Consider the following 24,871-nt stretch of genomic DNA (forward strand, 5'->3'; position numbering starts at 1 on the left):
GCATCCTAGCCGCGCCTCTTGCGCAACCTGTCCGGCGGGCTTCCCGTGTCTTGTAGGGGAAGGGCGGTGGAGATGACGGGGACCCACGACTTCGACGCGTTCTACCGGGACACGGCCCGGCGTCTCGCCCGGTACGCGTACGGGCTGACCGGCGATCCGGCCGAGACGCAGGATCTGGTGCAGGAGGCGTACGCGCGAGCCTGGCAGCGGTGGCGACGCCTCTCCGCGTACGAGAACCCGGAAGCCTGGCTGCGGATGGTGGTCAACCGCCTCGCCTCGGACCGCTGGCGCCGCCTGGGCGTGCGCCGTGCCCGGGCCGTCCTCGACCCGCCGCCACCGCCCGCGCCGCCGCCGTCGGAGAACACCGTGCTGCTGGTGACGGCGATGCGTGCGCTGCCGCCGGCGCATCGCCGGGCGCTGGCCCTGCACTACCTGCTCGACCGCTCGGTGGCGGAGATCGCCGCGGAGACCGGCGTCGCCACCGGCACGGTCAAGTCCTGGCTGTCCCGCGGCCGGGCCGGACTGGCCGCGGCGCTCGACCCCGCCGACGCCGCCCTGACCGTGGAGGGAAGCACCGATGCCCGTTGACCTCGACGACCTGTTCACCGCCCTGGCCGGCCAGGCCGACGCCATCCCGCTCGGCACCGCGGACCGGGCCCGGCGCCGGGGCCGGCAGCGCACTCGCAACCGGGTCGCCGCCCTGTCCGCCGCCGTCGCGGTGTGCCTGGTCACGGCCGGGGTCGCCGGGTTCCTCGCCGGCACCCGGCGGGACGGCCACCCGGTCTCGCCGCCGAGCCACGCGCTGCCGGAGGTGGGCGCGCCGATCCCGCTCGGCGGCGGCCTGCGGGACACCTGGTCGGCGATCGCCGGCGGGCGCGTCTTCACCGCCTGGTCGGACGCGCAGGGCCGGGTCGGCGTGGTCGCGACCGACCCGGCGACCGGCGCCGCCCTCTGGACGGACCGGACGGTGGAGCGGAACGCCCAGCTGGTCGATCTGCGCGCCACGAGTCCGGCGGTCCTGCTCATCGCCGGCACGACCCGGCGGACGGTCACCGCCCTGCGCCCGGCCGACGGCCGCCAGCTCTGGCGGCTCACGGTGGGCGAGAACGACGCGCTGGTGCCGCACCCGCGGGCGCTGGTGCGCTGGTCGGCGACGACCAGGGAGACCGAGGGGTACGACTGGGCGACCGGGACCCGGATCTGGTCGGGCGCCCCCGGCGGCGACTCGCCGATACGCACGTTCGGCATGCGGACGGCGGGCGACCCGACGCCGGACGGCTACACCGGCGACGCGGTCGTGCAGCTGACCACGACGGGCCGGGCGGTGGTCCGGGACGCCGGTACCGGCGCCGTCCGGCATACGACGTCGGCCGGCAGCCCGCGCCGGGACGGCCTGGCCGCCGTGATCGACGGCCGGCTCTACACCGAGGAGGAGTCGGGCGGGGTCCGCGTGACCGACCTCGACTCGCCCGGGGGCGGCTCGGCGGTGATCGCCACCGGGGCCGGCCTGGTGAGCTTCGACGTCTGCGGGAACGAACGGCTGTGCGTGCTCGATCAGGCGAGCGACGGCCGCACCACGGTGGCCGCGATCGACCGGGCGACGGGGCGCACGCTCTGGCGGGTGGCCGGGCCGCCGGGCCCGGCCGGCCTGTCGGCTCGGGGGGACCACGTCCTGGTCAGCGGGGGCGGCACGACGGTGCTGTACGACGCGGCCGGCGCCGAGGTCGTCCGCACCCCCGACGCCGAGGTCGGCTGGCTCACCCCGGGAACGCTGGTGATGTATCCGGCGCTGGCGCCGGGAACGGTCACGACGTTCCGGGTCGGCGACCGCCGGCTGACCCGGCTCGGCGAGGTGCCGACGCGCAACGGCCGGTGCGTGCACACGAGCGACCGGCTGATCTGCCCGACCGCGACCGATCTGCGGGTCTGGACGCTCACCGGATGATCTGGCCGCGCAGGACGATCCGCGAGGGTGCGCGCACCACCCTCAGGTCGGCCCGGGGGTCGGCCTCGTAGACCACCAGGTCGGCGAGGCCGCCCTCGACCAGGCCGGGGAAGCCCAGCCACTCCCGCGCCTTCCACGAGGCGGACGCGATGATGTCGGCGGCCGGCAGCCCCGCCTCCTGCATGATCAGCATCTCCTCGGCCGCGAGCCCGTGCCGGATGCCGCCGCCGGCGTCGGTGCCGATGTAGATCGGCACGCCCGCCTCGTGCGCGGCCCGCACCACCGACGGGAACCGGTCCCGCAGCGCGATCATGTGGTCGGCGTACCCGGCGAACTTCGCGCGCGCCTGCTCGGCGATGTTCCCGAACGTCCGAATGTTGATCATCGTGGGCACGAGCGCGGTCCCGCGCCGGGCCATCTCGTCGATCAGGTCCTCGCTCAACCCGGTGCCGTGCTCGACCGAGTCGACCCCGGCCCGCACCATGATCTCCACACCCTCCTCGGAGAACGTGTGCACGGCGGCGCGGGCGCCGGCCGCGTGCGCCGCCTCGACCGCGGCGGTCATGGTGGCGGCGTCCCAGGAGGGCGCGAGGTCGCCGACGCCGCGGTCGATCCAGTCCCCCACGATCTTGACCCAGCCGGTGCCGGCCTTGGCCTGGGCGGTGACGGTGGCCGCGACGTCTTCCGCCGCGACCTCGATACCGATGTCGCGCAGGTACCGCTTCGGCGGCGCGACATGCCGGCCGGCGCGGGCGAGGCGCGGGATCCCGGGCTCGTCGTCGAGCTCCGGATAGGGGTACGGCGAGCCGGCGTCCCGCAGTGCCAGCACCCCGGCGTCGCGGTCGATGACGGCCAGCTCGCGGGCCTGGTCGAGGTGCTCGATCGGCTTGGCCCCGTAGGCGATGCCGAGGTGGCAGTGCGCGTCGACGAGCCCCGGGACGATGAAGCCCCCGTCACTGATAGTCTCGGCGTCGGAGACCGGCTCGTACGTGACCCGATCGCCGACCAGCCACAGATCCCGGACCTCACCGTCGGGCAGCACCGCCCCACGCACATGGAATGCCATGGGACAGTCCTACCCGATCACGGCGACGTCGTCAGGGCCGGGCTGCTTCGTCAAGGTAGGCGCGCCGGCGGGTCCAGGCCGGCAGGTCCAGCGTGATCTTCCATGGCTGGTCCAGGACGACCAGTTCGTCGGTGGGCGGCCGGCCCTCGTAAGCGCCGTCCGGTCCGATCAGATACTGGGTGAAGGTGACCCGCTCGGCCAGCGGATCGATGATCCAGTAGGCGGGTATACGAAGATCCGCATACCGCTCGAGCTTGTCCCGGCGATCGTTGCGGCGCGACGACGGCGAGATCACCTCGACGACGAGCAGGGTGTCGGCCGCCGGGACGGGCGATCGGCGGGAACCCTCCGCAGTGAAGACCATGACGTCGGGCCGGAACTCATTACGGCGGTCGAGCAGGACGCGCTGTTCCACGTTGACGACGAGGTCAGGCGGACAGTTCTCCTCCAGCGCATAGCCGAGTCTCATGCTGATGGTCTGATGGATGGGAAGGGCATTGGGGGTCAAGACGAGCCTTCCGTCGATCAACTCACAGCGAAGATCCTCAGGAAGGTCAGTCAGGTCATCCACGGTCAGGTCATCCCGGCCGAGCAGATAGTCAATCAAGTCTTGCCCGGCGAGGGGCAGCGCAGCGGTCATCGAATCCTCCTCGATGGGATCGATGTCCACCGTACTGGACCCTCGCCTAGTTGCTCAACGCCTAATGTGCACGCGACTAGTTCTCGTCGTCCTTCTTCGGCTGCTTCATCAGCTTGTTGAAGTCGATGTTCGGGAGCTTGAACCCGCCCGCACCCCCGCCGCCCAGCGCGTTCGGGTCGAGGCCCGGCGGGAGCTGGGGCATGCCGCCCGGGAAGCCCGCCGGCATGCCGCCGCCGGCGCCGCCGACGCGGGGACGGGAGCTGCCGCCCTTGGTGCCCTTGCGCTTGTTCTTCGGGCTCTTCGTGGCCTTGCGGCGGGCGCCGGGCAGGCCCATCATGCCGGTCATCTGCTTCATCATCTTCTGCGCGTCGGCGAAGCGGTTGAGCAGCTGGTTGACGTCCATGACGGTCACGCCCGAGCCGTTGGCGATGCGGGCCCGGCGGGAGCCGTTGAGGATCTTCGGGTTGGTGCGCTCCTGCGGGGTCATCGAGCGGATGATCGCGGTGACCCGGTCGAAGTGGGAGTCGTCGAGCTCGTCGAGCTGGGCCTTCATCTGACCCATGCCGGGCATCATGCCGAGGATGTTGGCGATCGGGCCCATCCGGCGCACGGCGGTCAGCTGCTCGAGGAAGTCCTCCAGGGTGAACTGCTCGCCACCGAGCAGCTTGGAGGTCATCTTCTCTTTCTGGTCCTCGTCGAAGGCCTGCTCGGCCTGCTCGATGAGGGTCAGCACGTCGCCCATGCCGAGGATGCGGCTGGCCATCCGGTCGGGGTGGAAGAGGTCGAAGTCCTCGAGCTTCTCACCGGTCGACGCGAAGAGGATCGGCTCGCCGGTCACGTGCCGGACCGAGAGCGCGGCGCCACCGCGGGCGTCGCCGTCGAGCTTGGAGAGCACCACGCCGGTGATGCCGACGCCGTCGCGGAACGCCTCGGCGGTCTGCACCGCGTCCTGGCCGACCATGGCGTCGATGACGAAGATGACCTCGTCGGGGTCGACCGCGGCCCGGATGTCGCGCGCCTGCTGCATCATCTCGGCGTCGATGCCGAGACGGCCGGCGGTGTCGACGATGACGATGTCCTTGGCCTGGCGGCGGGCGTACTCGATGGAGTCCTTGGCCACCTGGACCGGGTCGCCGACGCCGTTGCCGGGCTGCGGCGCGTAGACCTCGACGCCGGCCCGGCCGCCCAGCACCTGCAGCTGGTTGACCGCGTTGGGGCGCTGGAGGTCGGCCGCGACCAGCAGCGGCTGGTGTCCCTGGTTCTTGAGCCAGCGGGACAGCTTGCCGGCCAGCGTGGTCTTACCGGAGCCCTGCAGACCGGCCAGCATGATCACGGTGGGCGGGTTCTTGGCGAACTGCAGCCGCCGCCCCTCGCCGCCGAGGATGTTGATGAGCTCCTCGTGGACGATCTTGATGATCTGCTGCGCGGGGTTGAGGGCCTGGGAGACCTCGGCGCCCCGGGCGCGGTCCTTCAGGTTGAAGATGAAGGACTTGACCACGGGCAGCGCAACGTCCGCCTCGAGCAGCGCGAGGCGGATCTCGCGAGCGGTGGCGTCGATGTCGGCATCGGTGAGCCGGCCCTTGCCCCGGAGCTTGCCGAAGATTCCGGACAGGCGGTCACTCAGAGTGTCAAACACGGTTGGAACTTCCCGTTGGTCAGAGTGAAGTCGATGCCGCCAAGCCTAGCCGCCCGCGTTCCGGCTCACCGGTTGCGCATGCGGTAGGTCTTCTGGGCGGCCTCGATGCGCCGCTGGGTGCGGGTGCCGGGCGCGATCGACTTCTTGACCTTGCCGTACACGTACAGGCCGCCGCCGACCACGAGCGCGCCCACGATCAGGTAGAACAGCGCGGGCCCGATCAAGGAGCTGACCACCCAGCCGACCACGATCACGCCGAGGATCAGCGCGACCAGAAATGCCACAGCCTTGCCCATCGGGTCCTCCCCCGGGTCGAAAACCTCGCCCATCCACCATGCCTCAGGCGAGCAACCCTGCCCATCGGCGGTAACCCTGAGCGCACCCGTAGGGGTCGAGCACGGCCGTTTACCCGCGCACCACCGGCCAAACGGCGTATACCGGCGATATCAGGCGTCACGCAAGTGCATGTCCGTACCGATATCGACCGCAACCTCGGGCCGGACAGGCCGTTGAGGCCTTGTGACGACGGACCCCCGGCGGAAGGACGACGGCGTGCCTATACGGCGGATCCTGCGACACACGCCCTGGCCGGTGCGCCGGCGGGTGATGGCCGGCGTGCAACACAAGCTGCTGCGCTACCTGCCGGCCGAGCGGCGGCTGGCGACGGCACGGCGGGTGGTTCCGCTGGCCGGGGGCGGCGCGGCGCTCGCGCGGGGCCGGTCCGGGCTGGGGCGCGTCACGGCCCGGGTGACCGATCAGGCGACACCCGCGGGCGTACGCCGGGAGAACCTCGATCGTGTGGTGACTGCTCTGGAGACGGCCGCCATCGAATGGTTCCGCATCCCGATCGACTCGCTCACCGGTTCGGCCGTGGCCGTACGGGAAGAGGACCGCAACCGGGTGATCTCCCTGCTCGAGACGCTGAGCGCGAGCGACGCCGGCCTGCTCGAAGTGGTCCGCCCGCAGGGCACGCACGGCCGTCGGGGCCGGCGGAAAGCCGACGTGCTGAGGCTGAGCCGGCCCGTGACCGATCCGGGCGGCACCCTGGTGTTCGGCCCCGAGTACGGCTGCGAGATCGAGTTCTGGCGCACCGTGGACGGCACCCTCGTCGGCCCGCGCAGCAACCCGGTCGCCGACGTGGTGCCCCTGGGCGAGCCGATCGTCGACGCCCCCGAGGCGGTCTTCGGGTCGTTCAGCGCGCCCGGCGACCCCGCCTCGTACCGGACCCGCGAGATCTTCACCATGGTCAGTCCGGACCGGATCGCCTTCCCGATCGACGTGGTCTACACCTGGGTGGACGGCGGCGACCCGGCCTGGCGCGAGCGCAAGGCCGCCGCGCTGCGCGAGAACGGCTGGGTGGCCGAGGTCAGTGGCCAGGCCGCCAACGACTCGCGGTTCGCCTCCCGCGACGAGCTGCGCTACTCGCTGCGCGCGCTGCACGCCTTCGCCCCCTGGGTGCGGCACATCTTCCTGGTCACCGACGACCAGGTGCCGGCCTGGCTGGACACCTCCCGGCCGGACCTGACCGTGGTCAGCCACCGGGAGATCTTCGGCGACACCGGGCGGCTGCCGACCTTCAACTCGCAGGCCATCGAGTCGCGGCTGCACCGGATCCCGGGGCTGGCCGAACACTTCCTCTACCTGAACGACGACGTCTTCATCGCCCGGCCGGTGCCGCCCGAGATGTTCTTCACGCCCGGCGGCCTGACCCGGTTCTTCCCGTCCACCGCGCTGGTCGACTCGGCGCCGAAGAGCCCCGGCGACGCGCCGGTCAACTCGGCCGGCAAGAACAACCGCAAGCTCATCCAGGAAGCCTTCGGGCGGGTGCTGACCCGCAAGATGAAGCACACGCCGCACCCGTCCCGCCGCAGCGTGCTGGCCGAGATCGAGCTGCGCTTCGCCGAGCACGTGACGGCCACGGCCGGCCACCAGTTCCGGCATCCCGAGGACGTCTCGCTGCTCAGCTCGCTGCAGCAGTACTACTCGTACCTGACCGGCCGGGCCGCCCCGGGCGAGATCAACTACATGTACACCGACCTGGCCGACCCGGCGACGCCGATGCGGCTGGCCCGGGTGCTGCACGACCGGCACCTGGACGCGTTCTGCCTCAACGACACCGACTCGTCGGCGTCGGCCGCGGCCGAGCAGGCGGCGTTGCTGGCCGAGTTCCTGCCCAAGTACCTGCCGTTCCCGTCGCCGTACGAGCTGGCCACGCCCCGGCCCGCGACGGCCGCGCTGACGGCCGGTCCCAGCGCGCCGGCCGCTCGTACCGCGCCGGCCGCGCCGGCTTCGACGCCGCGCACGCCGCTGGTGGCGCGACAGGGCACGCGCTCGGACGACCTGGTGCACCCGGACATCGCGCTGCCCTCGCAGCCGTCCGCGCCGGCTCAGTCCTCGTCGTCTTCTTCGTCCTCGTCCACATCTTCGTCCTCTTCTTCCTCCTCCTCCGACGCCACCGTGGCACCCAGAAAAGAGGAAATTTCGTGACTTTTGATGTTGTGGTGCTCGGCCTCGGGTACGTCGGTCTGCCGCTCGCGCAGCAGGCCACCCGGGCCGGCATGAAGGTCCTCGGCTTCGACGTCAACCAGCGGGTGGTCGACTCGCTCGCGGCCGGCCGGTCGCACGTGGACGACCTCGGGGACGCGGATGTGGCCGAGATGCTGGCGGGCGGATTCCGTACGACCGCGGACGAGAAGGTGATCGGCACCGCCGGAACCGCCGTGATCTGCGTGCCCACCCCGCTCGCCGAGGGCGACGGCCCGGACCTGCGCGCCGTGGTCGGCGCCACCGAGGCGATCGGCCGCAACCTGCGCCCCGGCATGCTGGTCGTGCTCGAGTCGACCACCTATCCCGGCACCACCGACGAGGTCGTGCGCCCGCTGCTCGAGAAGCTCTCCGGCCTGACCGCCGGCATCGACTTCCACCTGGCCTTCTCCCCCGAGCGCATCGACCCCGGCAACGAGCGCTTCGGCCCGCGCAACACGCCCAAGGTGGTCGGCGGCTACACCCCGGCCTGCGCCGACCGGGTGGCCGCCTTCTACGGCCGGTTCGTCGACACCGTGGTGCGCACGCGCGGGACCCGCGAGGCGGAGACGGCGAAGCTGCTGGAGAACACGTACCGGCACGTGAACATCGCGCTGGTCAACGAGATGGCCCGGTTCTGCCACGAGCTCGACATCGACCTCTGGGACGTGATCAACGCGGCCTCGACCAAGCCGTTCGGCTTCCAGGCCTTCTACCCCGGTCCGGGCGTCGGCGGGCACTGCATCCCGATCGACCCGAACTACCTCTCCCACAACGTGCGGAGCAAGCTCGGCTATCCGTTCCGCTTCGTCGAGCTCGCGCAGGAGATCAATGCGACGATGCCCTCGTACGTCGCCCGCCGCGCCCAGAATCTGCTGAACGCCGACGGCCAGGCCGTGCACGGGGCCACGATCCTGCTGCTGGGCGTGACCTACAAGGCGAACATCGCCGACCAGCGCGAGTCGCCGGCCACGCCGCTGGCCCGCCAGCTGGCCACCCTGGGCGCGACCGTCCTCTACCACGACCCGCACGTCCCGTCCTGGACCGTCGGCGACGTCGAGGTGACCCGGACCGACGACCTCGAGGGCGCCGCCGCGGCCGCCGACCTGGTCATCCTGGTGCAGCACCACCGCGAGTACGACGCCGACCACCTGGCCCGGGTGGCGAAGCGCTTCTTCGACACCCGCGGCGTGACGACGGTCCGCGAGGCCCACCGCCTCTGACGGCGCGGCCCTTTGCTCTGCTCACCAATACGCGCGTCGCCCTGTTCGCCGGTCGCATCCCGATCGGCGTGCGGGGCGACAGCATTTGCGGCGGACGTATCGGTGAGCAGAGTGAGCAGAGCCCGGGCGATCAGCTCTGCGGATGCACCTCATCCTCGACGGGGAAGCGCTCGCGGGGCGGGTGCAAGTCGGCCGGGAGCGGAAACGGGTCGGGCTCGGGGCGGAACGTCCAGCGGGAGTTGAGCGAGTAGTTCAGCAGCGGGATGGCGACCAGGGCCACGGCCTGGACCGGCGGATAGGGGGCATGAAGGACCTCGGTGCCGAGCCACAGGACCGCGGTGTTCAAGGTGAAGGCGGCGGCGGTCACGGTGAGGAACTTGGCGCCGGCGCGGGCGTGGGCCGCGGTCGAGCGGAACACCCAGGCGTGCTGCAGGACGTACGAGACGACGACGCTCGCGGCGAAACCGGCGGCCGACGCGGTCACCGGCCGCACCCCCAGGCCGTCGGCGAGGACGAGTCCCACGCCGAAGTGGGTGAGGGCGCTCGCGCCACCGCTGACGGCATAGCGGACCAGGCGGGCGATCATCGGCAGAACGGCCGGCCGTACATCTGGCGGGTGGCCATCGACGCCGTCAGGTCCATGCGCTCGGTGGCGCTGTGCGTGCCGGGCAGTTCGCCCGAGGCGAAACGCGAGTAGGGCGTCCGGCGGAAGATGTCGTCGAACTGCCGGAGCAGGTCGCAGCGCCGGGCCTGGCCGGCGGGAGACGGGTCGAACTGGGCCACCTCGGCGGCGATGCGGGCGGTCACCGTCGCGTACGGGAGACGGTTGCTGGTCTGGGTGAAGGACTGGTTGACCGCGGCGGTGCCGGCGCCGGCCAGGGTCAGCGCGACCAGCGCGGTGCGGCTTGCGAAGCGGCGGGTGACCAGGGCCGGCAAGGCCGTCAGCAGCAGAGCACCACCGGCCGCGGTCAGGCCGCTGTCGCGCCAGCCGACGCCCCAGCGGCCCGCGGCGGCGGCCATCTGACCCTGCTCGTTGACCGAGCCGAGCAGCGCGCCCAGCACCAGCAGCGCCCCGGCGCCGGCGGCGAGGCCGGCGGCCTGACCGCGGTCGAGCCGGGGCAGGCGCGGCAAGCCGGCGAACAGGCGGGCGGCCAGCGCCGCGAACACCACCAGCGAGACGGCCAGCACCACCTTGCTCACCGGCTGGGCGTCGTTGCGCAGGGCCTCGCCCCACTGCAGCGGGGGCAGCCACGCGGTCAGGCGGTTGGGCAGCGCGGTCAGCACGCCGGCGCCGAGCTTGAGGTCGGAGTTGCGGTAGCAGCCGCCGTCCCGGCAGGCCAGGAACAGCGCGATCCGCATCGGCACGAAGACCGGCAGGAAGCCGAGCCACAGCAGCAGGGCCGGACGCAGCCGCGGGCGGACACCGAGCACCAGCCGGTCGCGGGCCAGCAGCGCGGCGGTGGCCAGGGGCGGGGCGATCGCGGCCATCTCGTTGAAGGCGGCCAGGGCGGCGCCGGCGACGATCAGCAGCACGCCGAGCCGCGGAGCGCGGCAGACCCAGGCGGCCACCGCGAGCACCAGGGCGGCGGTGCCGAAGTACAACCCTCCGAAGAGGACGGTCGCGCTGTTCCCGCCGGCCGCGCACAGGCAGCAGCCGATCGCGAACGGCAGCAGGGCCAGCGAGCGGGCGGGCGGCGCGGCGAAGAGCCGGCCGCGGCCGGTGAGGGCCTCGGCGAAGACCACGGCGGCGGCGGTGAGCAGGGCGGCGGCCAGCGCCGACAGCAGGCGGAGACCGACCTGCACCGGGAGGTGGGTGACCTCGGCGAAGAGGTACGCGCCGACGTCGACCGCCCATTCGAACATGCGCCCCAGCGGCCGGAAGTTGCCGAAGTCCACGTACATGGGAATGGTCTCGAGGTTTTGCCCGAAGATCTGGAGCGGGTGCTGCTGGACGAGCGCGCCGTGCCAGTAGACGTTGTAGCGGTGATCGGAGCCGGCGACCAGGCTGAGCAGCGGGGCGGTGGCGGCGAGCGGCACCGCGACGCAGCGGACGAAGAGCTGCCGCCACGCCGTCCGGTCGAGATCGGTGGCGACGGGCTCGGCGAGGGTGGCCGTCACTTGCGCTCCTCGACGGCGACCACCCACTGCTCGGGGACCTCGGCCACCGACCGGGCCGACTTCTCCTGCACGAGGTAGCGCGGGCGGCGGCGTACCTCCTCGTGGATGCGGGCCAGATATTCGCCGATCACGCCCAGGCCGAGCAGCACGAACGTGCCCATCACCAGCAGCAGCAGGATGACGGTCGGGAAGCCGGCCACCGAGCCGCCGCGCAGCCAGCGGATCAGCGTCTGGGCGCCGAGCAGCACCGCGAAGCCGGCGAACGCCAGGCCGCCCAGCGTGACCAGGTGCAGCGGCGCCGAGGTGAACGAGGTCAGCCCGTTGACCGCGAGCCGGAACAGCGAACGGAACGTCCAGCGGGACTCGCCGCCCTCGCGGTGGTCGATGTCGACCTCGATGGTGTCGCGCCGGAAGCCGATCCAGCTCGACGTGCCACGGAAGAACGACGAGTGCTCGGGCATGCGGAGAAGAGCATCCAGCGCCGTACGGCTGAGCAAGCGGAAGTCCGTCGCGTTGACCAGGTCCACTTTGGTCAGCCGGGTGAACGCGCGGTTGAACACCTTCCCGCCGAGCCGCCCGATCAGGCCCTGCCCGGTGCGGTTGCGCTTGACCGCCTCGACCACGTGCGCGCCGTCCCGCCAGCGCTGCACCATCGCCGGAATCGCGGACGGCGGGTGCTGCAGATCGGAGTCGATGACCACGACCGCGTCGCCGGCCGCGTGCTCGAGCCCGGCCAGCACGGCCGGCTCCTTGCCGAAGTTGCGGGAGAGCTGGATGCCGCGCACCCGCTCGTCGGCCAGCGCGTGCTGGACGATCCGGTCCCAGGAGTCGTCGGACGAGCCGTCGTCGACCAGGACCAGCTCGTAGGTCAGGCCGGCGTCGCCGAGCACCTGGCCGAGCCGGCGCACGAACCGGTCGACGCCTGGACCCTCGTTGTAGATCGGCGCGACCACCGACACGAGCGCGGTCATCGGGGCGCCGCGGTGCAGAAGCGGCGGCCGGACAGCTGCCGGGTGGCCCGATCGAGACTCATGTCGAAACGCTCCACTTCCCGCTGGTTCACGCCGTGGTGATTCGCGGTCGAGGTCTGGATGAAGGCGGCGCGCAGGGCGCAGCGGCGGGCGTCGCCGGCGGGAGTCCGGTCGAAGCCGGCGACCTCCTGCGCGATCCGGTCGTAGAGGTACGGGTAGCGGCCCGCGGCCGTGGCGTCCCGGAAGTCCTCGTTGGCGGCGGCCGAGACCGTCCCGGCGAGCACGAGAACGGTCAGCAGCACGGGGACGAAACGCCGCCAGAGGGCGACCACGAGCAGGCTCCCCGCGACCGTGGCGAGGCCGCTGTCCCGCCAGCCCGAGCCGAGGACCCCGGCCGCGGCCAGGTCCTGCACCTCGGCGTTGAGCGAAGCGAGCGTGCCGGCCAGCACGAGCAGCACGAGCGCCACGCCGGCCAGCCCGGTGGCCTGCCGGCGGTCGAGTTGCGGCCGGCCGCGCAGCCCGCGCAGGGTCCACCAGGCCAGCACCGCCAGCGCGAGCAGCGCCAGCACCGGAACCGCGGCGGCCAGGTGCGGCAGGCCGCCGCCGGTCGCCCGCGGCCACATCAGCGGCGGCAGCCAGGAGGCCATCCGGTTGGGCAGGGCGCCGGCCGCGCCGCCGAGCGCGATGTCCGAGCCGACATAGCAACCGCCGCCCGCGCAGCGCTGCCGGATGAGCAGCCGCACCGGAACGAAGACCGGCAGGAAGCCGACCCAGAGCAGCGCCGCGAACCGTACCGACGGCCCGCGCAGCGTCTCCGGGGACAGCCAGCGGAGGCCGAGCACGACTCGGCCGCGCAGCAGCACGGCGGCGGTGGCGAGCGGGACGGCCAGGTAGGCGAGCTCGTTGAAGGCGGCGAGCGCGGCCCCGAGCACGACCACGAGCACACCGGCCCGGCGCGCCCGGCAGGCCCACGCGGCCACCCCGAGCACCAGCGCGCTCGTGGTCAGGTAGAGCCCGCCGAACAGGACCGTGGTGCTGAGCCGGCCGGCCGCCACCAGCCCGGCCGCGATCGCGAACGGCAGCACGGCCGCGGCCGTCGAGGGGGGCGCGCCGAACAGCCGCGGCCGCCGCGCGGTGACCGCCTCGGCCAGCACCACCGCGGCGACCGTCAGCACGATCGCGGCCGCGAACGAGACGACCCGCAGGCCGATGTTCGCCGGGATGCCGAGGAACGCGGTGAGCGCGAACGCGGCGGTGTCCAGCGACCACTCGAGGATCCGGCCGAGCGGCCGGAAATTGCCGAGGTCGAGGAACTGCGGAACGGTCCGGACGGCGGTGACCGGCAACCGCCACGGATGGGTGAGGTAGAGGCCGCCGTTCGAGTAGACGTTGAACCGGTGGTCGGCCGACGGGGTCAGCGTGACCAGCGGCGTCAGCACCACCAGCGGAACCAGCGCGCACCGCCACCACAGCCCCCGCCACGGCCGCTCCGTCGTGGCCTCGGCCCACGGCGGAACGGCCGCCGGGCCGGCCTGCTGCGGCACGTCAACGATCTCGGCGGTCACGAAGACCCAACGAAAACGCCGAGTCGAAAGTTGCGAGACGCGCGTTGGGTCCAGGTGCGCAACGTAGCGGCTCTGGAATCCCCCGCCCGCCGGCTGCCCAGTCAGCGCGACTCGCTGCCGGCCTCGGTGCTGGGACGCGGCCACGGCTTCCGCCCCGACATCGAGGGCCTCCGCGCGGTGGCGGTGCTGCTGGTGGTGGCCGCCCACGCCGGCATTCCGGGACTGGCCGGCGGCTACGTCGGGGTGGACGTCTTCTTCGTCATCTCCGGCTTCCTGATCACCTCGCTGCTCCTGCGCGAGGCCGAGGCGACCGGGCGGATCTCGGTGGCGGGGTTCTACTGCCGCCGGGCCGTACGCCTGCTGCCCGCCGCCACCGTCGTGCTGGCGACCACGCTGATCGCCGCCCGGTTCCTGCTGCCCGTGGTGCGCCTCGGCGAGTATTGCCGGGACGCGTTGTCGGCCGCCGGCTACGTCGCCAACCTCCGCTTCGCCGCGATCGGCACCGACTACCTGAGCGCCGACCGGCCGCCCTCCCCCTTCCAGCACTTCTGGTCGCTCGCCGTCGAGGAGCAGTTCTACCTGGTCTGGCCGCTGCTGATCCTGGCCGGCGCGCACCTCTGGCGGCGGCGCCGGCCGCTGGCGGCGGTGCTCGGCGTGCTGGTCGTCGTCTCGTTCGCGCTCAGCGTCACCGAGACCGCCCGCAGTGCGCCGTGGGCCTATTTCGGGCCGCACACCCGGGCCTGGGAGCTCGGCGCGGGCGCGCTGCTGGCGCTGGCCCGGACCCGGCTGCCGCGGTGGGCGGGCTGGGCCGGGCTGGCCGCGATCGTGGCGTCGGCGGTCACCTTCGACGACGCCACCGCGTACCCGGGCTGGCGCGCGGCGATCCCGGTGGCCGGCGCCGTCGTCCTGATCGCGGCCGGCGACAACAAGCTGCTCGGCGTCCGCCCGCTCCAGGAGATCGGGCGGCTCTCGTACGGCTGGTATCTGTGGCACTGGCCGCTGCTGACGCTGTTCCCCACCGGCTCGATCGCGACGAAGGCGGTGCTGGTGACGGTCGCGCTCGGGCTGGCCGGGGCGACCTACCGCTGGGTCGAGAACCCGCTGCGGCACCGCGTGCGATACCCGCGCGGACTGGCGATGGGCGCGGCGCTCTCCGGGGCCACCGCCGCGGTCGCCGTGACGCTCGCCCTGCTGCCGCACGCGGTCCCGGCCGGTGCCCGCCGGGCCGATCTGCGCGCGACGCTGGCCGCCGCCCGCGACCCCGGAGCCGTTCTCCAGCAGGCGATCGCGGCCGGCCGCGGTCTGGACAAGCTGCCGGCCAACCTGACGCCGGCGCTGACGAAGGCGGCCCGTGACCGGCCCCGGGTCTGGGACAACGGCTGCCACGCCGACGTGCCGGTCACCACCGCGCCCTCCGGCTGCGTCTTCGGCGATCCGGCCGGCGCCAGGACCGTCGTCCTCTTCGGCGATTCGCATGCGGCGCAATGGTTCCCGGCGATGGAACGGCTCGCCGCCGAGCGGCACTGGCGGCTGGTGGAGCTGACCAAGAGCTCGTGCTCGGCCGCCGATCTGCCGCTCTGGCACGACACGCTCAAGCGCGAGTACACCGAATGCACGGCGTTCCACCGCTCGGCGATGGCCCGGATCGCGGCCCTGCGCCCGGCCATGGTGGTCATAGGGTCGAGCTTCAACTACCGGCCGGCCAAGCCGTCGGGCGACCTGGCGGCCCAGTGGCGGAACGCCTGGGACAGCACGTTCTCCGAGATCCGCAGGAGCGGGGCCCGGGTCCAGGCGATCGCGGACACGCCGTACATGGGCAGCTCGGTTCCGGAATGCCTGGCGAAGCCGGCCAACGCCGGCCACGCATCCCACTGCGCGCGCAGCCGGCGCTCGGTGGTGCGGGGGCCGGAGCAGCGGGCGGTCTTCCTCGCGTACGCGGGAGTGATCGACCCGACCGCCTGGTTCTGCACCGACTCGTGCCCCGCCGTGATCGGTAACCTGCTGGTCTACCGCGACTCCAACCACATGACCACGACGTACGCCGAGGCGCTCGTCCCGCTCCTCGGTCGCGCGCTACCGCAGTAAATCGGCGAGCGTGGGCGGATGGTCGGCGTCGAGGATGACCGTGCGGGCCGTCTCGTGGTCTCGGTAGAGGCGGGACAGGCGCTGGGTGAGCACGTCGTCCCAGGGGCGGTCCGGGCGGTGCCGCTCCCACGTCGCCCGGTCCGGCAGGTACTCGATGAGCACGCCGAGGTCGCGCAGCAGGGCGAAGGACGGGCAGTCGGTCACCACGACCGGGCGGTGGTCGGGGTTCACCAGCAGGCGCTGCCGCAGGGTCAGCACGAACTCGCGCACCGCCGCGATGTCGAGCCCGATGGCGACGTAAAGGTGGGCCGGCGGGCGCTGCGCGGCGGCGGCCGCCCGGCGTACGCCCGAAGCCGCACCCGCCCGATGACGCCCCCGCAGCCGCCGCAGCACCGCGCGGGTCAGCCGCGGCACCGTCCGCAGCGGATCCTTCACCAGCGACACCAGCCCGTAGCCGAGCCGGTAGGACTCGCTGTCCCGCAGCTTCTCGAAGCGCCGCAGCGCCCGGTCGCGCTCCTTGCGGGCGGTCTCGGCACTGGCCTGCTCCTCGGCCAGCCGTGCCTCCAGCGACCGCATGCGGCCCGCCATCGCGGCCAGCTCCCAGCGGGCCCGCTCGGGCGCGTCGAGCACCAGACGGCTCGGAATCTCGAGGTCGCTCACGTCAGCCTCCGTCGGCGGGACGGCAGCCCGCTCAGCCAGGTGGCGGCCTCGGCGCCGCCGTTCTCGAACGCCAGCTCGCCGCAGCGGTGCACCAGGCCGGCCCGCACCTCGGGCCGCGCCGCCTGGTCGAGCACCTCTTCGAGCTCGGCCGACTCCGGGTCCTCGACGGTCAGCGCGACCCCGGTGGCCGCCGCGAAGCGGGCCCGGCCGACCTGGTCGTCGAGGCGGGTCGCCGTGTTCGGCAGGAACACGGTGGGAATCGCGAAGCCGATCTGCTCGTGGAAGGAGTTGTACCCGGCCGCGCTCACGGTCAGGTCGAACGCCTTGAGGTAGCGGCTGACCGGATAGAGCTTGACCACCTTCGCGCCCGGCACCGGCGGCATCGGCGTGGTCGCGATCGTCGACTCGGCCAGCACCAGCTGGAAGCCGTGCCCGGTGAGGTTGCGGCAGATCCGGCTGATCGGCGAGGAGATGTCGTTGATGTTCCCGGCGCCCAGCTGCAGCAGCGCGGCCGGCCGATCGTCGAGCCCGAGCTCGGCGCGGGCCGCGACCCGGTCGAGCAGCTCGCTCTCGTCGAGGAACATGATGGGCTCGACCCGTACGGCATTGGCCCGGTCGGCCACGGTCGGTCCCTCGTCGACGACCGAGGCGAACTCGCCCGGCTCGAGCACGTGGTCGAAGACCTTGCCCTCGGTGATCCAGTCGGCGCCGACCCCGCGCTGCCACATGGCCCGCCGCACCCACACCCAGGTCAGCTCGGGATGGTCGCGGACGGCCTCGACGATGCCGGCGTGCGGCAGGCAGTCGACCGCGACCACCACCGGCTCGTGCAGCTCGATCAGGTGGGCCAGGCGCTCGCGCAGCAGGGCGGTCCAGCGCGGGTGGGCGGCCTGCAGCACCTTGCGGGACGGGATGTACTCGGTCAGGAAGCCCTCGCCGTGGGCGACCGAGGCCGCGTACGACTGGGTGGCGATGACCGCCGACATGTCGCCGGGCAGCCGGCGGGCGATGGCCATGAGCCGGGAGATGTGGCCCATGCCGGCGCCGTTGTCGCTGACCATCAGCACCCGGCGGCTCGGGGCGGCGGCCGACGGCGGCGCGCTCGCCGACGCCGGGGAGATCCGCGGCTTGATGCCGAAGGCCGCCAGCCGGGCCAGGTGCGACTGGTGGCCGTACCGGCGCTCGGCGAACTCGCGGGCCCGGTTGACCACCGCCCGGTAGCGGGCCGGGTCGGCGTAGAGCTCGCGGACCAGGCGGGCGACCCCGTCCGGCGTGCCGTAGAGGGCGGCGTCGGCGAAGGTCGGCCGGAAGTGCTCGCCGATGATGACCGGCACGCCGCTCGCCATCGCCTCGAGGATCGTCCGCCCGAACGCCTCGACCAGGTCGGGGTCGTGGAAGTAGACGAAGAAGTCGATCGTGCGCAGGAACTCCTCGGGCGACTCGGCGCCGAACGGGACCACGTCCCAGTTGTCCGGCCGGTGCCCGAGCCGCCGCACCGCGATGTCGCCGCCGCCCAGGATCCGCACCCGGAAGTCGTCGCCGGTCGGGTACGCCCGCTGGATGTCCTCGGGGTCGAGCGGCCACTTCACCGGGTCGCCGCGTCCGTGCCGCCCGATCACCGGCACGTCGCCGACGAACCCGTCCCGGTCGCGCCACCACTGCGCCACGTCGATGATCTCGTGCCAGTCCTCGGCCGCCAGCCGGGCGTCCGGTTCGACCTGCAGGACCTGGTCGCGCACCTGCGAGCTGATCGGGGCCCACTCCACGCGCGGCCCGAAATAGCGGTGCACCCGGTCACGTACGGCCGCGAAGTCGTAGTAGCGGTAGGGGTTCCCGGCGTCCCCGGGCGGCTGGTTGATCACCATTACCGTCCGCTCGGCGTGGATCCGCGGCGGCGCGGCCAGATCCTCGGTGAAGATCCGCGGCTGCCGTACGAGCAGAAGCTTGCACCGGACCGGCTCGTCCTCGCGGGCCAGCACCGCCACCTCGTCCCGCAGCAGCTCGCTGATCCGCGGGCTGAACGGCAACGTCTTGGGCTGATGCGGCGAGGGCACGTGCACCAGCACGGTGGAGAGTGCCGCCTCGGCCTGCGCGTGGACCTCGGCCGCGATGCTCGCCGAGGTGCCGCCGGGATATCGGAAGTCGGACAGGATCGCCACGTCGTACACGGTCGGTATCTCCCTATTTCGGCGCGGCCAGCTCCCGAAAGAACCCAACGAGAAACCGGTACGCACCGTGACGGCAACCGCCCCCGGCTAGCCAACCGGGCGGCAACTCAGAGGCCCCGGCAAGGCAACCGCCGAGGGGTCATCGCGGCTCGCGCGGGGCCGAACTGTGTCGGTGAACCCGGCGGTAGCAGCCGGGCGCCCATCACCGAAAGGCAGTCCCAACCGATGCGTTCCGAGATCACCAAGCGTCTGGCCCTGATCGCCATGATCCCCGCCACCCTGCTCGGCATGGTCATGGTCGCCGCACCGGCGAACGCCGCGGTGGTGAGCGAGGCCAAGCTCCAGGGCGACGTCGCCTACCTGACCAACAAGCAGCGCGGCCTGCACGGCTGCAAGCCGGTCCACGTCGACGCCCGGCTGACCACCGCGGCCCGCAGCCACAGCATCTACATGGCGCAGACCGGCGCGTTCAGCCACACCGGCCGTGGCGGCTCGACCTTCGCCGCCCGCCAGAAGGCGGCCAAGTACCCGGCCCCGGCCGGGGAGAACATCGCCTACGGCTACCGCACCGGCGTCGACGTCGTGAAGGCGTGGATGAACAGCCCGGAGCACCGCGCGAACATCCTCAACTGCAAGGCCCGGACCCTCGGCGTCGGCGCGGTCTACGCCAAGTCGGGCGCGGTCTACTACACCCAGGAGTTCGGCTACTGAGCCGTGCTGAGCTGACGAACGATGCGGCGGTACGACAGAACGGCGTGCCGCCCGGGGGCCTCACCTTCTTCGGTGAGGCCCTCGATCGTTTCCACCCACTTGCGCAGGGCCAGCTGCTCGTCGTGCCGGTGCGCGTCGTCGAAGACCACGGTCGCCGTGTCGGCGAGCCGATCCTCGAGCACCCGCATGGCCGGATAACGCGCGTCCGGGCCGGTCTTCTCCGGCGGCCCGTCGATCAGCAGCAGGTCCACCTCGCGCAGGTCGGCCACGGCCTCGGTGTCGTACCAGGGGAAGGAGCGGCCGTCGAGGACGACCGGGCGCAGCGGGGCGTCGCGCACCTCGGCCACGTCGGTGAGCCCGTGCGCGGCCAGCGCGGCCCGGGTCTTCTCGGCATATCCGGGGTCGTGGTCGAGCGAGACCAGCCGGCCGCCGGACTTCTGCAACGCGTACGCGATCCAGATCGTCGACGTGCCGCTGCCCAGCTCCAGCACCAGCTTCGGCTCCCGGGTGCGGATCAGGTGCAGCAGGTCGAGCAGGTCGGTGGGGTTGAGCGCGAACCCGCCCGAGGACGGCATCGGCGCCCGCGGCGTGAAGCCCTGGAACAGCTGCACGAGCGCCTCGATCTCGCCGGTCTGCGCGCGCAGCAGCCGGTCGGTGCCGGTGGCGGCCGCCTTCTGCTGCGCGGCCAGCGCGTCGCTCAGCTCGCGGTGCCGGTCGCCGGCCGACAGCAGCATCTCCTCGACCGCGCCGAGCAGCCGGCGCTGGGTCTGGTCGAGCACCTGCCGCACGTCGCGCTGCGCCGCGCGGTTGGCCGCCAGCAGCGCGGTCAGCCGGCGGGCCAGCAGCATCATCAGCGCGACGACGCCGGCCAGGAAGACGCCGAGGACGGTCAGCGCGAGGCCGAGGTGGCCGGTCAGCGCGCACGCGGCGTCGGCGGCACAGAGGACAGCCGCGGCGGCCACCAGGGCCGCCTGCCGGCGGTTGAGCTTCCGCAAACGGCTCATCATCACATCACCTCAACGGCGGCGCTGTCGGCGAGTTACGGGCCGCACTCTCCGCGGGCGGAGCCCGCGTCACCGCTGGCGGCGGGCAGCGTTTCAGCGGGTGGCGGCCCGCGCGTCAGCGGGCCGTGGGGCAGAACGGCGCGCCGGCGCGCTGCTCGGCGGCGGCGTCGAACGACTTGTCGAAGCGGCGGGCCAGGCCGGCCCCGCCCGGGTTGAGGGCGAAGAAGCGCGCCCGCAGCGCGCACCGGTCGGCCGCGCCGGCCGGCGTGGTGTCGAAGTCGGCGACGGCCTCGGCCAGCCGGTTGTCGAGCCGGGCGATCGGCGACTCCATCACCGTGTCGCGGAAGCGCTTGTTCACCGTGGCCGAGACCGCGCAGCCGGCCACCAGCACCGCGACCAGGCCGCCGAGCAGCAGCCGCCGGGGCCTCGCAATATGCACGGCGGCCGCGACCAGCAGCCCGCCGGCCGGAACGGTCAGCGCCGAGTCGCGCCAGCCCTGTCCCCAGCGATGGGCCGCGACCAGGCCCTGGGTGTCGGCGCTGAGCGAGCCGAGCCCGGCGCCCAGCGCGAGCAGGGTCAGCGCGACCACGGCCACGGCTACGGCGGCGGGACGGCCCACGGCGGCCAGCCGGCCCAGATCGCGGATCGCGAGCCAGGCCAGCACGGCCAGGACGGCCAGGGCGAGGACGAGCACCACGCCGGAGAGATTCCCGCCGCCGCGGACGGCCTGCGGCCACGACAGCGGCGGCAACCAGGCCAGCAGGCGTACCGGAAACGTCTCGAGGACCGCGGGCCCGGCCGCCACATCGGAGCCGTGGTAGCAGGGACCGGCCGCGCAGTAGCGCTGGATGACCACCCGCACCGCGAGGAAGACCGGCAGGAACCCGGCCCAGCCGAGGAGAAGCCGGAGGGGCACGCACCGTCGCCAGGGCAGCCCGAGCACCCATCGGCCGCGCACCGCCGCCGCGACCGTGGCCAGCGGCAGCGCCAGGTAGGTCAGCTCGTTGAAGGCGGCCAGCGCCGCCCCGCCCACGATCAGCAGCGGGATCGACCAGGCGCGCACCCGCCGGATCCGGGCCGCCGCGGCCGCGATCGTCAGCACCAGCGCGGCCGTCGTCAGGTAGAGCCCGCCGAACAGCACCACCGGACTCGACCGGCCGGCCGCGACCAGCCCGGCGCCGACCGCGAACGGCGTCAGCGCGGCCAGCGTGGACGGCGGCCGCCGGAAGAGCCGCTCGCGCGCGACGACGCTCTCGGCGAGCACCAGCGCGGCGACGCCGAGCAGCATGGCCGCGGCGATGGAGACGAGCCGGAACGCCACGTTGACCGGCAGACCGAAGACATCACCCATGGCGTACGCGAGGAGGTCGACGGATTTCTCGAGCATCCGCCCCAATGGCCGGAAGTTGCCGTTGCGCAGATATCCCGGCAGCGAGTCGACGGTGTGCGGCACGATCCGCAGCGGATTGTCCCGGAACAGGCCGCCGTGCCAGTACACGTTGTACTTGTGGTCGGCGGTCGGCGCCATCGCCACGAGCGGCGCCATGACCACGAACGGGACGAGCGCGGCCCGCGCCACCGCCCGCCGCCAGAGAGCCCCGGTCGGCGGCCCCTCGACCACGAAACGCATCTCCGGCGCCCGCTGGGGTGGCACATCGCCCCACCCAGACCCCACCCCGTTCACTGGGTGGGGCGACTCTACGGCCGTGGTACGACGAGAATCCGCGACTGTCCACAGGCTGGGCAACGGCACGGTCATGCTGCGGCCAACGACACCGCCCGTCGGTCAGTGACGCAGCAGCTCGGCCAGCGTCGGCGGATCACGCGGGTCGACCACCATCGCCCCGGCCGCCCGGTGGTCGCGACAGAGCTGGGCGACCCGGGTCGCCAGCAGCGCCTCCCAGCCGTCGACCTCGTGCTTCGACCAGGTCACCGGGTCGGGCACATATTCGAGCACCACCCCCGGCACCCGCATGCCGCGCAGGGCCGGCTGATCGGTCACCACCACCGGCAGGTGGTCGGCGTTGACCACGATCCGCTGCCGCAGCGCCCGGACCAGTTCCTGGGAGGCGGCCGGTTCGAGGCCGACGGCCACGTAGACCCGGGCCGGCACCTCGCGCGCGGCGGGCCGCCGACGGGCCGGGGCGGGCGGTCGCCGGCGCAGCAACCGGCCGGCGAGTGAGCGCCCGGTACGCAGCGGCTCGCGCACGAGGTGGACCAGGATGCGCCCGATCCGGTACGACCGGCTGCGCCGCAGCGCCGCCACCGCCTGCCGGTGCCGGTCCCGTTCCAGCACCGCGGCGTCCCGCTCGGCCTCGAGGCTGCGCAGCCGCCCGGTCAGCGTGGCCACCTCCCAGCGGGCCAGCGCCAGGTCATCGGTGTCCGGCACGATCCACCTCCTCCGCCTGCGCCTCCGCGCGACCGCGGCAGTGCCCGGCGAGCCACGCGGCCGCGTCGCCGGCGCCGTTGGCGAAGGACAGCTCGGCGCAGCGCCGGGTCAGCGCGGCCCGCGCCGCCGGGCCGGCCAGCCGCTCCAGCTCGGCCGCGGCCGCCTCGTCGTCGGTGGCGCAGACCGCCACCCCGGCCGCCGCCGCGAACCGGGCCCGGGCCAGCTCGTCGTCGGCCGCCTCGGGGTCGGGCACGAAGACCGTCGGCACCCGCGCGCCGAGCAGCTCGTGGAAGCTCGTGTAGTCGGCCCGGGAGACCGCCAGCGTGACCTCGCCCAGCTCGGCGGCGCCGGCCTCGACGACCCGGAAGCCGGGCACGGTGGCCTCGACGCCGCGGCAGAGCAGCGTGTCGTCGCCGTCGCGGCGGGTGATCCGGTCGGGTAGGTCGGTGATCGGGTCCACGGTGGACACGCCGCTGCGCGCGGTGGTGGTCCAGCCCTCGTCCCCGGCCGTGGCGAATTCGCCCGGCTCGAGGATGCCGGCGAAGGCCGCGCCTCGCGCCGCCCACTCGCCGCCGGCCCCACGCCGCCACATGGCCGGCCGCAGCCACAGCCAGCGGGTCAGCGGGTGGTCCTCGATCGCGGCCAGGATCCCGTCGTGCGGCAGCCCGCCGACCAGCACCGCCCGCGGCCCGTACAGCTCGACCAGGTGCCGCAGCCGGTCCCGGACGAAGGCCGTCCACCGCGCCGGTGGCACGCCGAGGTCGGCGGCGTCCGGCAGGTACTCGGTGAGCAGGCCGGCCGCGTGCGCGTCGGCGAGGCCCGCGGTGCCGGCCACCACGACCGCCTCGAGACCGGGCGGCAGCCGGCGGGCGATCGCCCGGAACCGGGCCACGTCGTCGCCGACCAGCAGCACCTTCCGGGCCGGGCGGCCGATGCGCCTGCGGTCGGCAAGCGCGCGCGAGACACCGGACGCCGCGAGCGCACGCGAGACACCCGGCGCAGCGAGCGCACGGGAGACACCGGGCCCAGCGAGCGCACGCGTGGCACCCGGCGCGGTGAGGGCGCGCGCGACGCCGCGGGGCATCACGCCGAGCGACGCGAGCCGGGCGATGTGCGAGGCACTGCCGAACCGCTCGGACACGAACTTCCGGGCGCGATCGGCCTGGGCCCGGTACGCCGGCCGGTCGGCATGCAGACGGCGCACCACCCCGCGTACGCCCGCCGGGTCGGTGTAGAGCGCGGCATCGCCGAAGATGGACCGGAAGTGCGGCCCGACGATGACCGGCACGCCGCTGGCCATCGCCTCGAGAATGGTCCGCCCGAACGCCTCGACCAGGTCGGGGTCGTGGAAGTAGACGAAGAAGTCGATCGTCCGCAGGAACTCCTCGGGCGACTCGGCGCCGAACTCGACCACGTCCCACGAGCGCGGCAGCCGGCCGAGCCGCCGCACGCCGATCTCGCCGCCGCCGAGGATGCGCACCTTGAACTCGGGCGAGTCCGGGTAAGCCTGCAGCAGCTCACCCGGGTCGCGCGGCCACTTCACGGCGTCCGGCCGGCCGTGCCGCCCGATCACCGGGACCGGGCCCGGCTCCCGGACCCGGTCGCCGGCCCAGTCGGCGACGTCGATGATCTCGTGCCAGTCGGTGTCGGGCAGGGCCGCCCGGGGCGCCACCTGCAGCACGTTCTCGCGCACGTGCGGGCTGATCGGCGCCCACACCACGTCGCCGCCGAAGAGGCGCTCGACCCGCTCGCGTACCTCGTCGAAGACGTAGTAGCACTGGCGGTGGCGCTCGTCGCCGGGCGGCTGGTTGAGCACGACGATGGTGTGTCCGGCCCGGATCTTGGGCACCGCGGCCGGCTCCTCGGTGAAGATCCGGGGCTGCCGGATCAGCAGCACCCGCGCGGTGATCTCGGCGCCGTCGTCGTGGGCCAGGTCGGCCAGGCCGTCCCGCAGACAGGCGACGATCCGGGACTGGAACGGGCGGGCGTGCTTGAGGTGCGGGGACGGCAGGTGGACGAGCACGGTGGACAGTCCGGCCGCGGCCTGGGCGCGTACCTCGGCCACGATGCTCGCCGAGTTTCCGCCCGGGTAGCGCAGGTCGGACAGGATGGCGACGTCGTACTGGGGCACGCGGGGACAAACGAGGGGAACCAAGCGGGCGATACG

At 73.3% G+C, this 24,871-nt stretch carries 20 protein-coding genes; 6 read left to right on the forward strand and 14 right to left on the reverse strand.

Annotated features, from left to right (window positions below):
* The first annotated feature begins 72 nt into the window (after positions 1-72).
* Together ACQP2F_RS39830 and ACQP2F_RS39835 are read left to right on the forward strand one after the other, a co-directional pair.
* Positions 73-588 (forward strand): SigE family RNA polymerase sigma factor, encoded by a 516-nt coding sequence (locus ACQP2F_RS39830; RefSeq protein ID WP_433296989.1) that lies wholly within the window; start codon positions 73-75, stop codon positions 586-588.
* The gene (locus ACQP2F_RS39835) at positions 578-1,945 is read left to right on the forward strand and encodes a PQQ-binding-like beta-propeller repeat protein (RefSeq protein ID WP_433296991.1); all 1,368 of its coding nucleotides are present in this window, start codon (positions 578-580) and stop codon (positions 1,943-1,945) included. The genes ACQP2F_RS39830 and ACQP2F_RS39835 overlap by 11 nt, the downstream gene beginning before the upstream one ends.
* Here ACQP2F_RS39835 and ACQP2F_RS39840 read toward each other — a convergent pair.
* The 4 genes from ACQP2F_RS39840 to ACQP2F_RS39855 all read right to left on the reverse strand — a co-directional run bounded on the left by ACQP2F_RS39840 (position 1,935) and on the right by ACQP2F_RS39855 (position 5,616).
* Entirely contained in the window at positions 1,935-3,011 is a 1,077-nt protein-coding gene (locus tag ACQP2F_RS39840; RefSeq protein WP_433296993.1) for an amidohydrolase family protein, read from the reverse strand. The two genes, ACQP2F_RS39835 and ACQP2F_RS39840, sit on opposite strands and share 11 nt — an antisense overlap.
* A gap of 31 nt (positions 3,012-3,042) precedes the next feature.
* Positions 3,043-3,681, reverse strand: coding sequence for a Uma2 family endonuclease (locus ACQP2F_RS39845; protein WP_433296995.1), 639 nt, complete (start codon positions 3,679-3,681; stop codon positions 3,043-3,045).
* Between the two features lie 46 nt (positions 3,682-3,727).
* Positions 3,728-5,287, reverse strand: a complete 1,560-nt coding sequence (gene ffh, locus ACQP2F_RS39850; RefSeq protein ID WP_433296997.1) for a signal recognition particle protein — start codon at positions 5,285-5,287, stop codon at positions 3,728-3,730.
* A gap of 65 nt (positions 5,288-5,352) precedes the next feature.
* The gene (locus ACQP2F_RS39855; RefSeq protein WP_433296999.1) at positions 5,353-5,616 is read right to left on the reverse strand and encodes a hypothetical protein; all 264 of its coding nucleotides are present in this window, start codon (positions 5,614-5,616) and stop codon (positions 5,353-5,355) included.
* Positions 5,617-5,839: 223 nt separating this feature from the next.
* Between ACQP2F_RS39855 and ACQP2F_RS39860 the strand changes: the two genes are divergently transcribed.
* Both ACQP2F_RS39860 and ACQP2F_RS39865 read left to right on the forward strand, forming a co-directional pair.
* The gene (locus ACQP2F_RS39860) at positions 5,840-7,774 is read left to right on the forward strand and encodes a stealth conserved region 3 domain-containing protein (protein ID WP_433297002.1); all 1,935 of its coding nucleotides are present in this window, start codon (positions 5,840-5,842) and stop codon (positions 7,772-7,774) included.
* The gene (locus ACQP2F_RS39865) at positions 7,771-9,033 is read left to right on the forward strand and encodes a nucleotide sugar dehydrogenase (protein WP_433297004.1); all 1,263 of its coding nucleotides are present in this window, start codon (positions 7,771-7,773) and stop codon (positions 9,031-9,033) included. The genes ACQP2F_RS39860 and ACQP2F_RS39865 overlap by 4 nt, the downstream gene beginning before the upstream one ends.
* Before the next feature lie 130 nt (positions 9,034-9,163).
* Here the strand turns inward: ACQP2F_RS39865 and ACQP2F_RS39870 are convergent, their stop codons facing one another.
* Genes ACQP2F_RS39870 through ACQP2F_RS39885 form a run of 4 tightly spaced genes read right to left on the reverse strand, consistent with a single transcriptional unit; the run spans position 9,164 to position 13,687 of the window.
* A complete protein-coding gene (locus ACQP2F_RS39870) occupies positions 9,164-9,619 on the reverse strand; it encodes a GtrA family protein (protein WP_433297006.1) in 456 nt (151 codons plus the stop codon).
* Entirely contained in the window at positions 9,616-11,151 is a 1,536-nt protein-coding gene (locus ACQP2F_RS39875) for a hypothetical protein (protein WP_433297008.1), read from the reverse strand. Before ACQP2F_RS39875 ends, ACQP2F_RS39870 begins: the two co-directional genes overlap by 4 nt.
* Positions 11,148-12,122, reverse strand: coding sequence for a glycosyltransferase family 2 protein (locus tag ACQP2F_RS39880; protein ID WP_433297011.1), 975 nt, complete (start codon positions 12,120-12,122; stop codon positions 11,148-11,150). Before ACQP2F_RS39880 ends, ACQP2F_RS39875 begins: the two co-directional genes overlap by 4 nt.
* The gene (locus ACQP2F_RS39885) at positions 12,119-13,687 is read right to left on the reverse strand and encodes a hypothetical protein (protein WP_433297013.1); all 1,569 of its coding nucleotides are present in this window, start codon (positions 13,685-13,687) and stop codon (positions 12,119-12,121) included. Before ACQP2F_RS39885 ends, ACQP2F_RS39880 begins: the two co-directional genes overlap by 4 nt.
* Before the next feature lie 54 nt (positions 13,688-13,741).
* On the opposite strand from ACQP2F_RS39885, the gene ACQP2F_RS39890 reads away from it, so the two are divergent.
* The gene (locus ACQP2F_RS39890; protein ID WP_433297015.1) at positions 13,742-15,772 is read left to right on the forward strand and encodes an acyltransferase family protein; all 2,031 of its coding nucleotides are present in this window, start codon (positions 13,742-13,744) and stop codon (positions 15,770-15,772) included.
* Here the strand turns inward: ACQP2F_RS39890 and ACQP2F_RS39895 are convergent.
* Entirely contained in the window at positions 15,761-16,432 is a 672-nt protein-coding gene (locus ACQP2F_RS39895) for a hypothetical protein (protein WP_433297017.1), read from the reverse strand. The two genes, ACQP2F_RS39890 and ACQP2F_RS39895, sit on opposite strands and share 12 nt — an antisense overlap.
* The gene (locus ACQP2F_RS39900) at positions 16,429-18,591 is read right to left on the reverse strand and encodes a glycosyl transferase (RefSeq protein WP_433297020.1); all 2,163 of its coding nucleotides are present in this window, start codon (positions 18,589-18,591) and stop codon (positions 16,429-16,431) included. Before ACQP2F_RS39900 ends, ACQP2F_RS39895 begins: the two co-directional genes overlap by 4 nt.
* A 234-nt stretch (positions 18,592-18,825) precedes the next feature.
* Here ACQP2F_RS39900 and ACQP2F_RS39905 point away from each other — a divergent pair, with 234 nt between their 5' ends.
* Complete coding sequence (locus ACQP2F_RS39905; RefSeq protein ID WP_433297023.1) at positions 18,826-19,311, forward strand: CAP domain-containing protein; 486 nt, start codon at positions 18,826-18,828, stop codon at positions 19,309-19,311.
* Here the strand turns inward: ACQP2F_RS39905 and ACQP2F_RS39910 are convergent.
* The 4 genes from ACQP2F_RS39910 to ACQP2F_RS39925 form a co-directional block, all read right to left on the reverse strand.
* Positions 19,305-20,315 (reverse strand): O-methyltransferase, encoded by a 1,011-nt coding sequence (locus tag ACQP2F_RS39910; protein ID WP_433297025.1) that lies wholly within the window; start codon positions 20,313-20,315, stop codon positions 19,305-19,307. The genes ACQP2F_RS39905 and ACQP2F_RS39910 overlap by 7 nt on opposite strands.
* A 115-nt stretch (positions 20,316-20,430) precedes the next feature.
* Positions 20,431-21,969, reverse strand: a complete 1,539-nt coding sequence (locus ACQP2F_RS39915; protein WP_433297027.1) for a hypothetical protein — start codon at positions 21,967-21,969, stop codon at positions 20,431-20,433.
* A gap of 132 nt (positions 21,970-22,101) precedes the next feature.
* Positions 22,102-22,704, reverse strand: coding sequence for a hypothetical protein (locus ACQP2F_RS39920; protein WP_433297029.1), 603 nt, complete (start codon positions 22,702-22,704; stop codon positions 22,102-22,104).
* Complete coding sequence (locus tag ACQP2F_RS39925; RefSeq protein ID WP_433297031.1) at positions 22,688-24,835, reverse strand: glycosyl transferase; 2,148 nt, start codon at positions 24,833-24,835, stop codon at positions 22,688-22,690. The genes ACQP2F_RS39920 and ACQP2F_RS39925 overlap by 17 nt, the downstream gene beginning before the upstream one ends.
* Positions 24,836-24,871: the final 36 nt, after the last annotated feature.

This window comes from Actinoplanes sp. CA-030573 (genome assembly GCF_050951115.1).
Lineage (GTDB): Bacteria > Actinomycetota > Actinomycetes > Mycobacteriales > Micromonosporaceae > Actinoplanes.

Bases quoted from the DNA above. Each gene is read 5' to 3' on its own strand.
- ACQP2F_RS39880 (WP_433297011.1), bottom strand. From the start codon at position 12,122: ATGACCGCGCTCGTGTCGGTGGTCGCGCCGATCTACAACGAGGGTCCA.
- ACQP2F_RS39855 (WP_433296999.1), bottom strand. From the start codon at position 5,616: ATGGGCGAGGTTTTCGACCCGGGGGAGGACCCGATGGGCAAGGCTGTG.
- ACQP2F_RS39910 (WP_433297025.1), bottom strand. From the start codon at position 20,315: ATGAGCCGTTTGCGGAAGCTCAACCGCCGGCAGGCGGCCCTGGTGGCC.
- ACQP2F_RS39870 (WP_433297006.1), bottom strand. From the start codon at position 9,619: ATGATCGCCCGCCTGGTCCGCTATGCCGTCAGCGGTGGCGCGAGCGCC.
- ACQP2F_RS39840 (WP_433296993.1), bottom strand. From the start codon at position 3,011: ATGGCATTCCATGTGCGTGGGGCGGTGCTGCCCGACGGTGAGGTCCGG.
- ACQP2F_RS39830 (WP_433296989.1), top strand. From the start codon at position 73: ATGACGGGGACCCACGACTTCGACGCGTTCTACCGGGACACGGCCCGG.
- ACQP2F_RS39905 (WP_433297023.1), top strand. From the start codon at position 18,826: ATGCGTTCCGAGATCACCAAGCGTCTGGCCCTGATCGCCATGATCCCC.
- ACQP2F_RS39835 (WP_433296991.1), top strand. From the start codon at position 578: ATGCCCGTTGACCTCGACGACCTGTTCACCGCCCTGGCCGGCCAGGCC.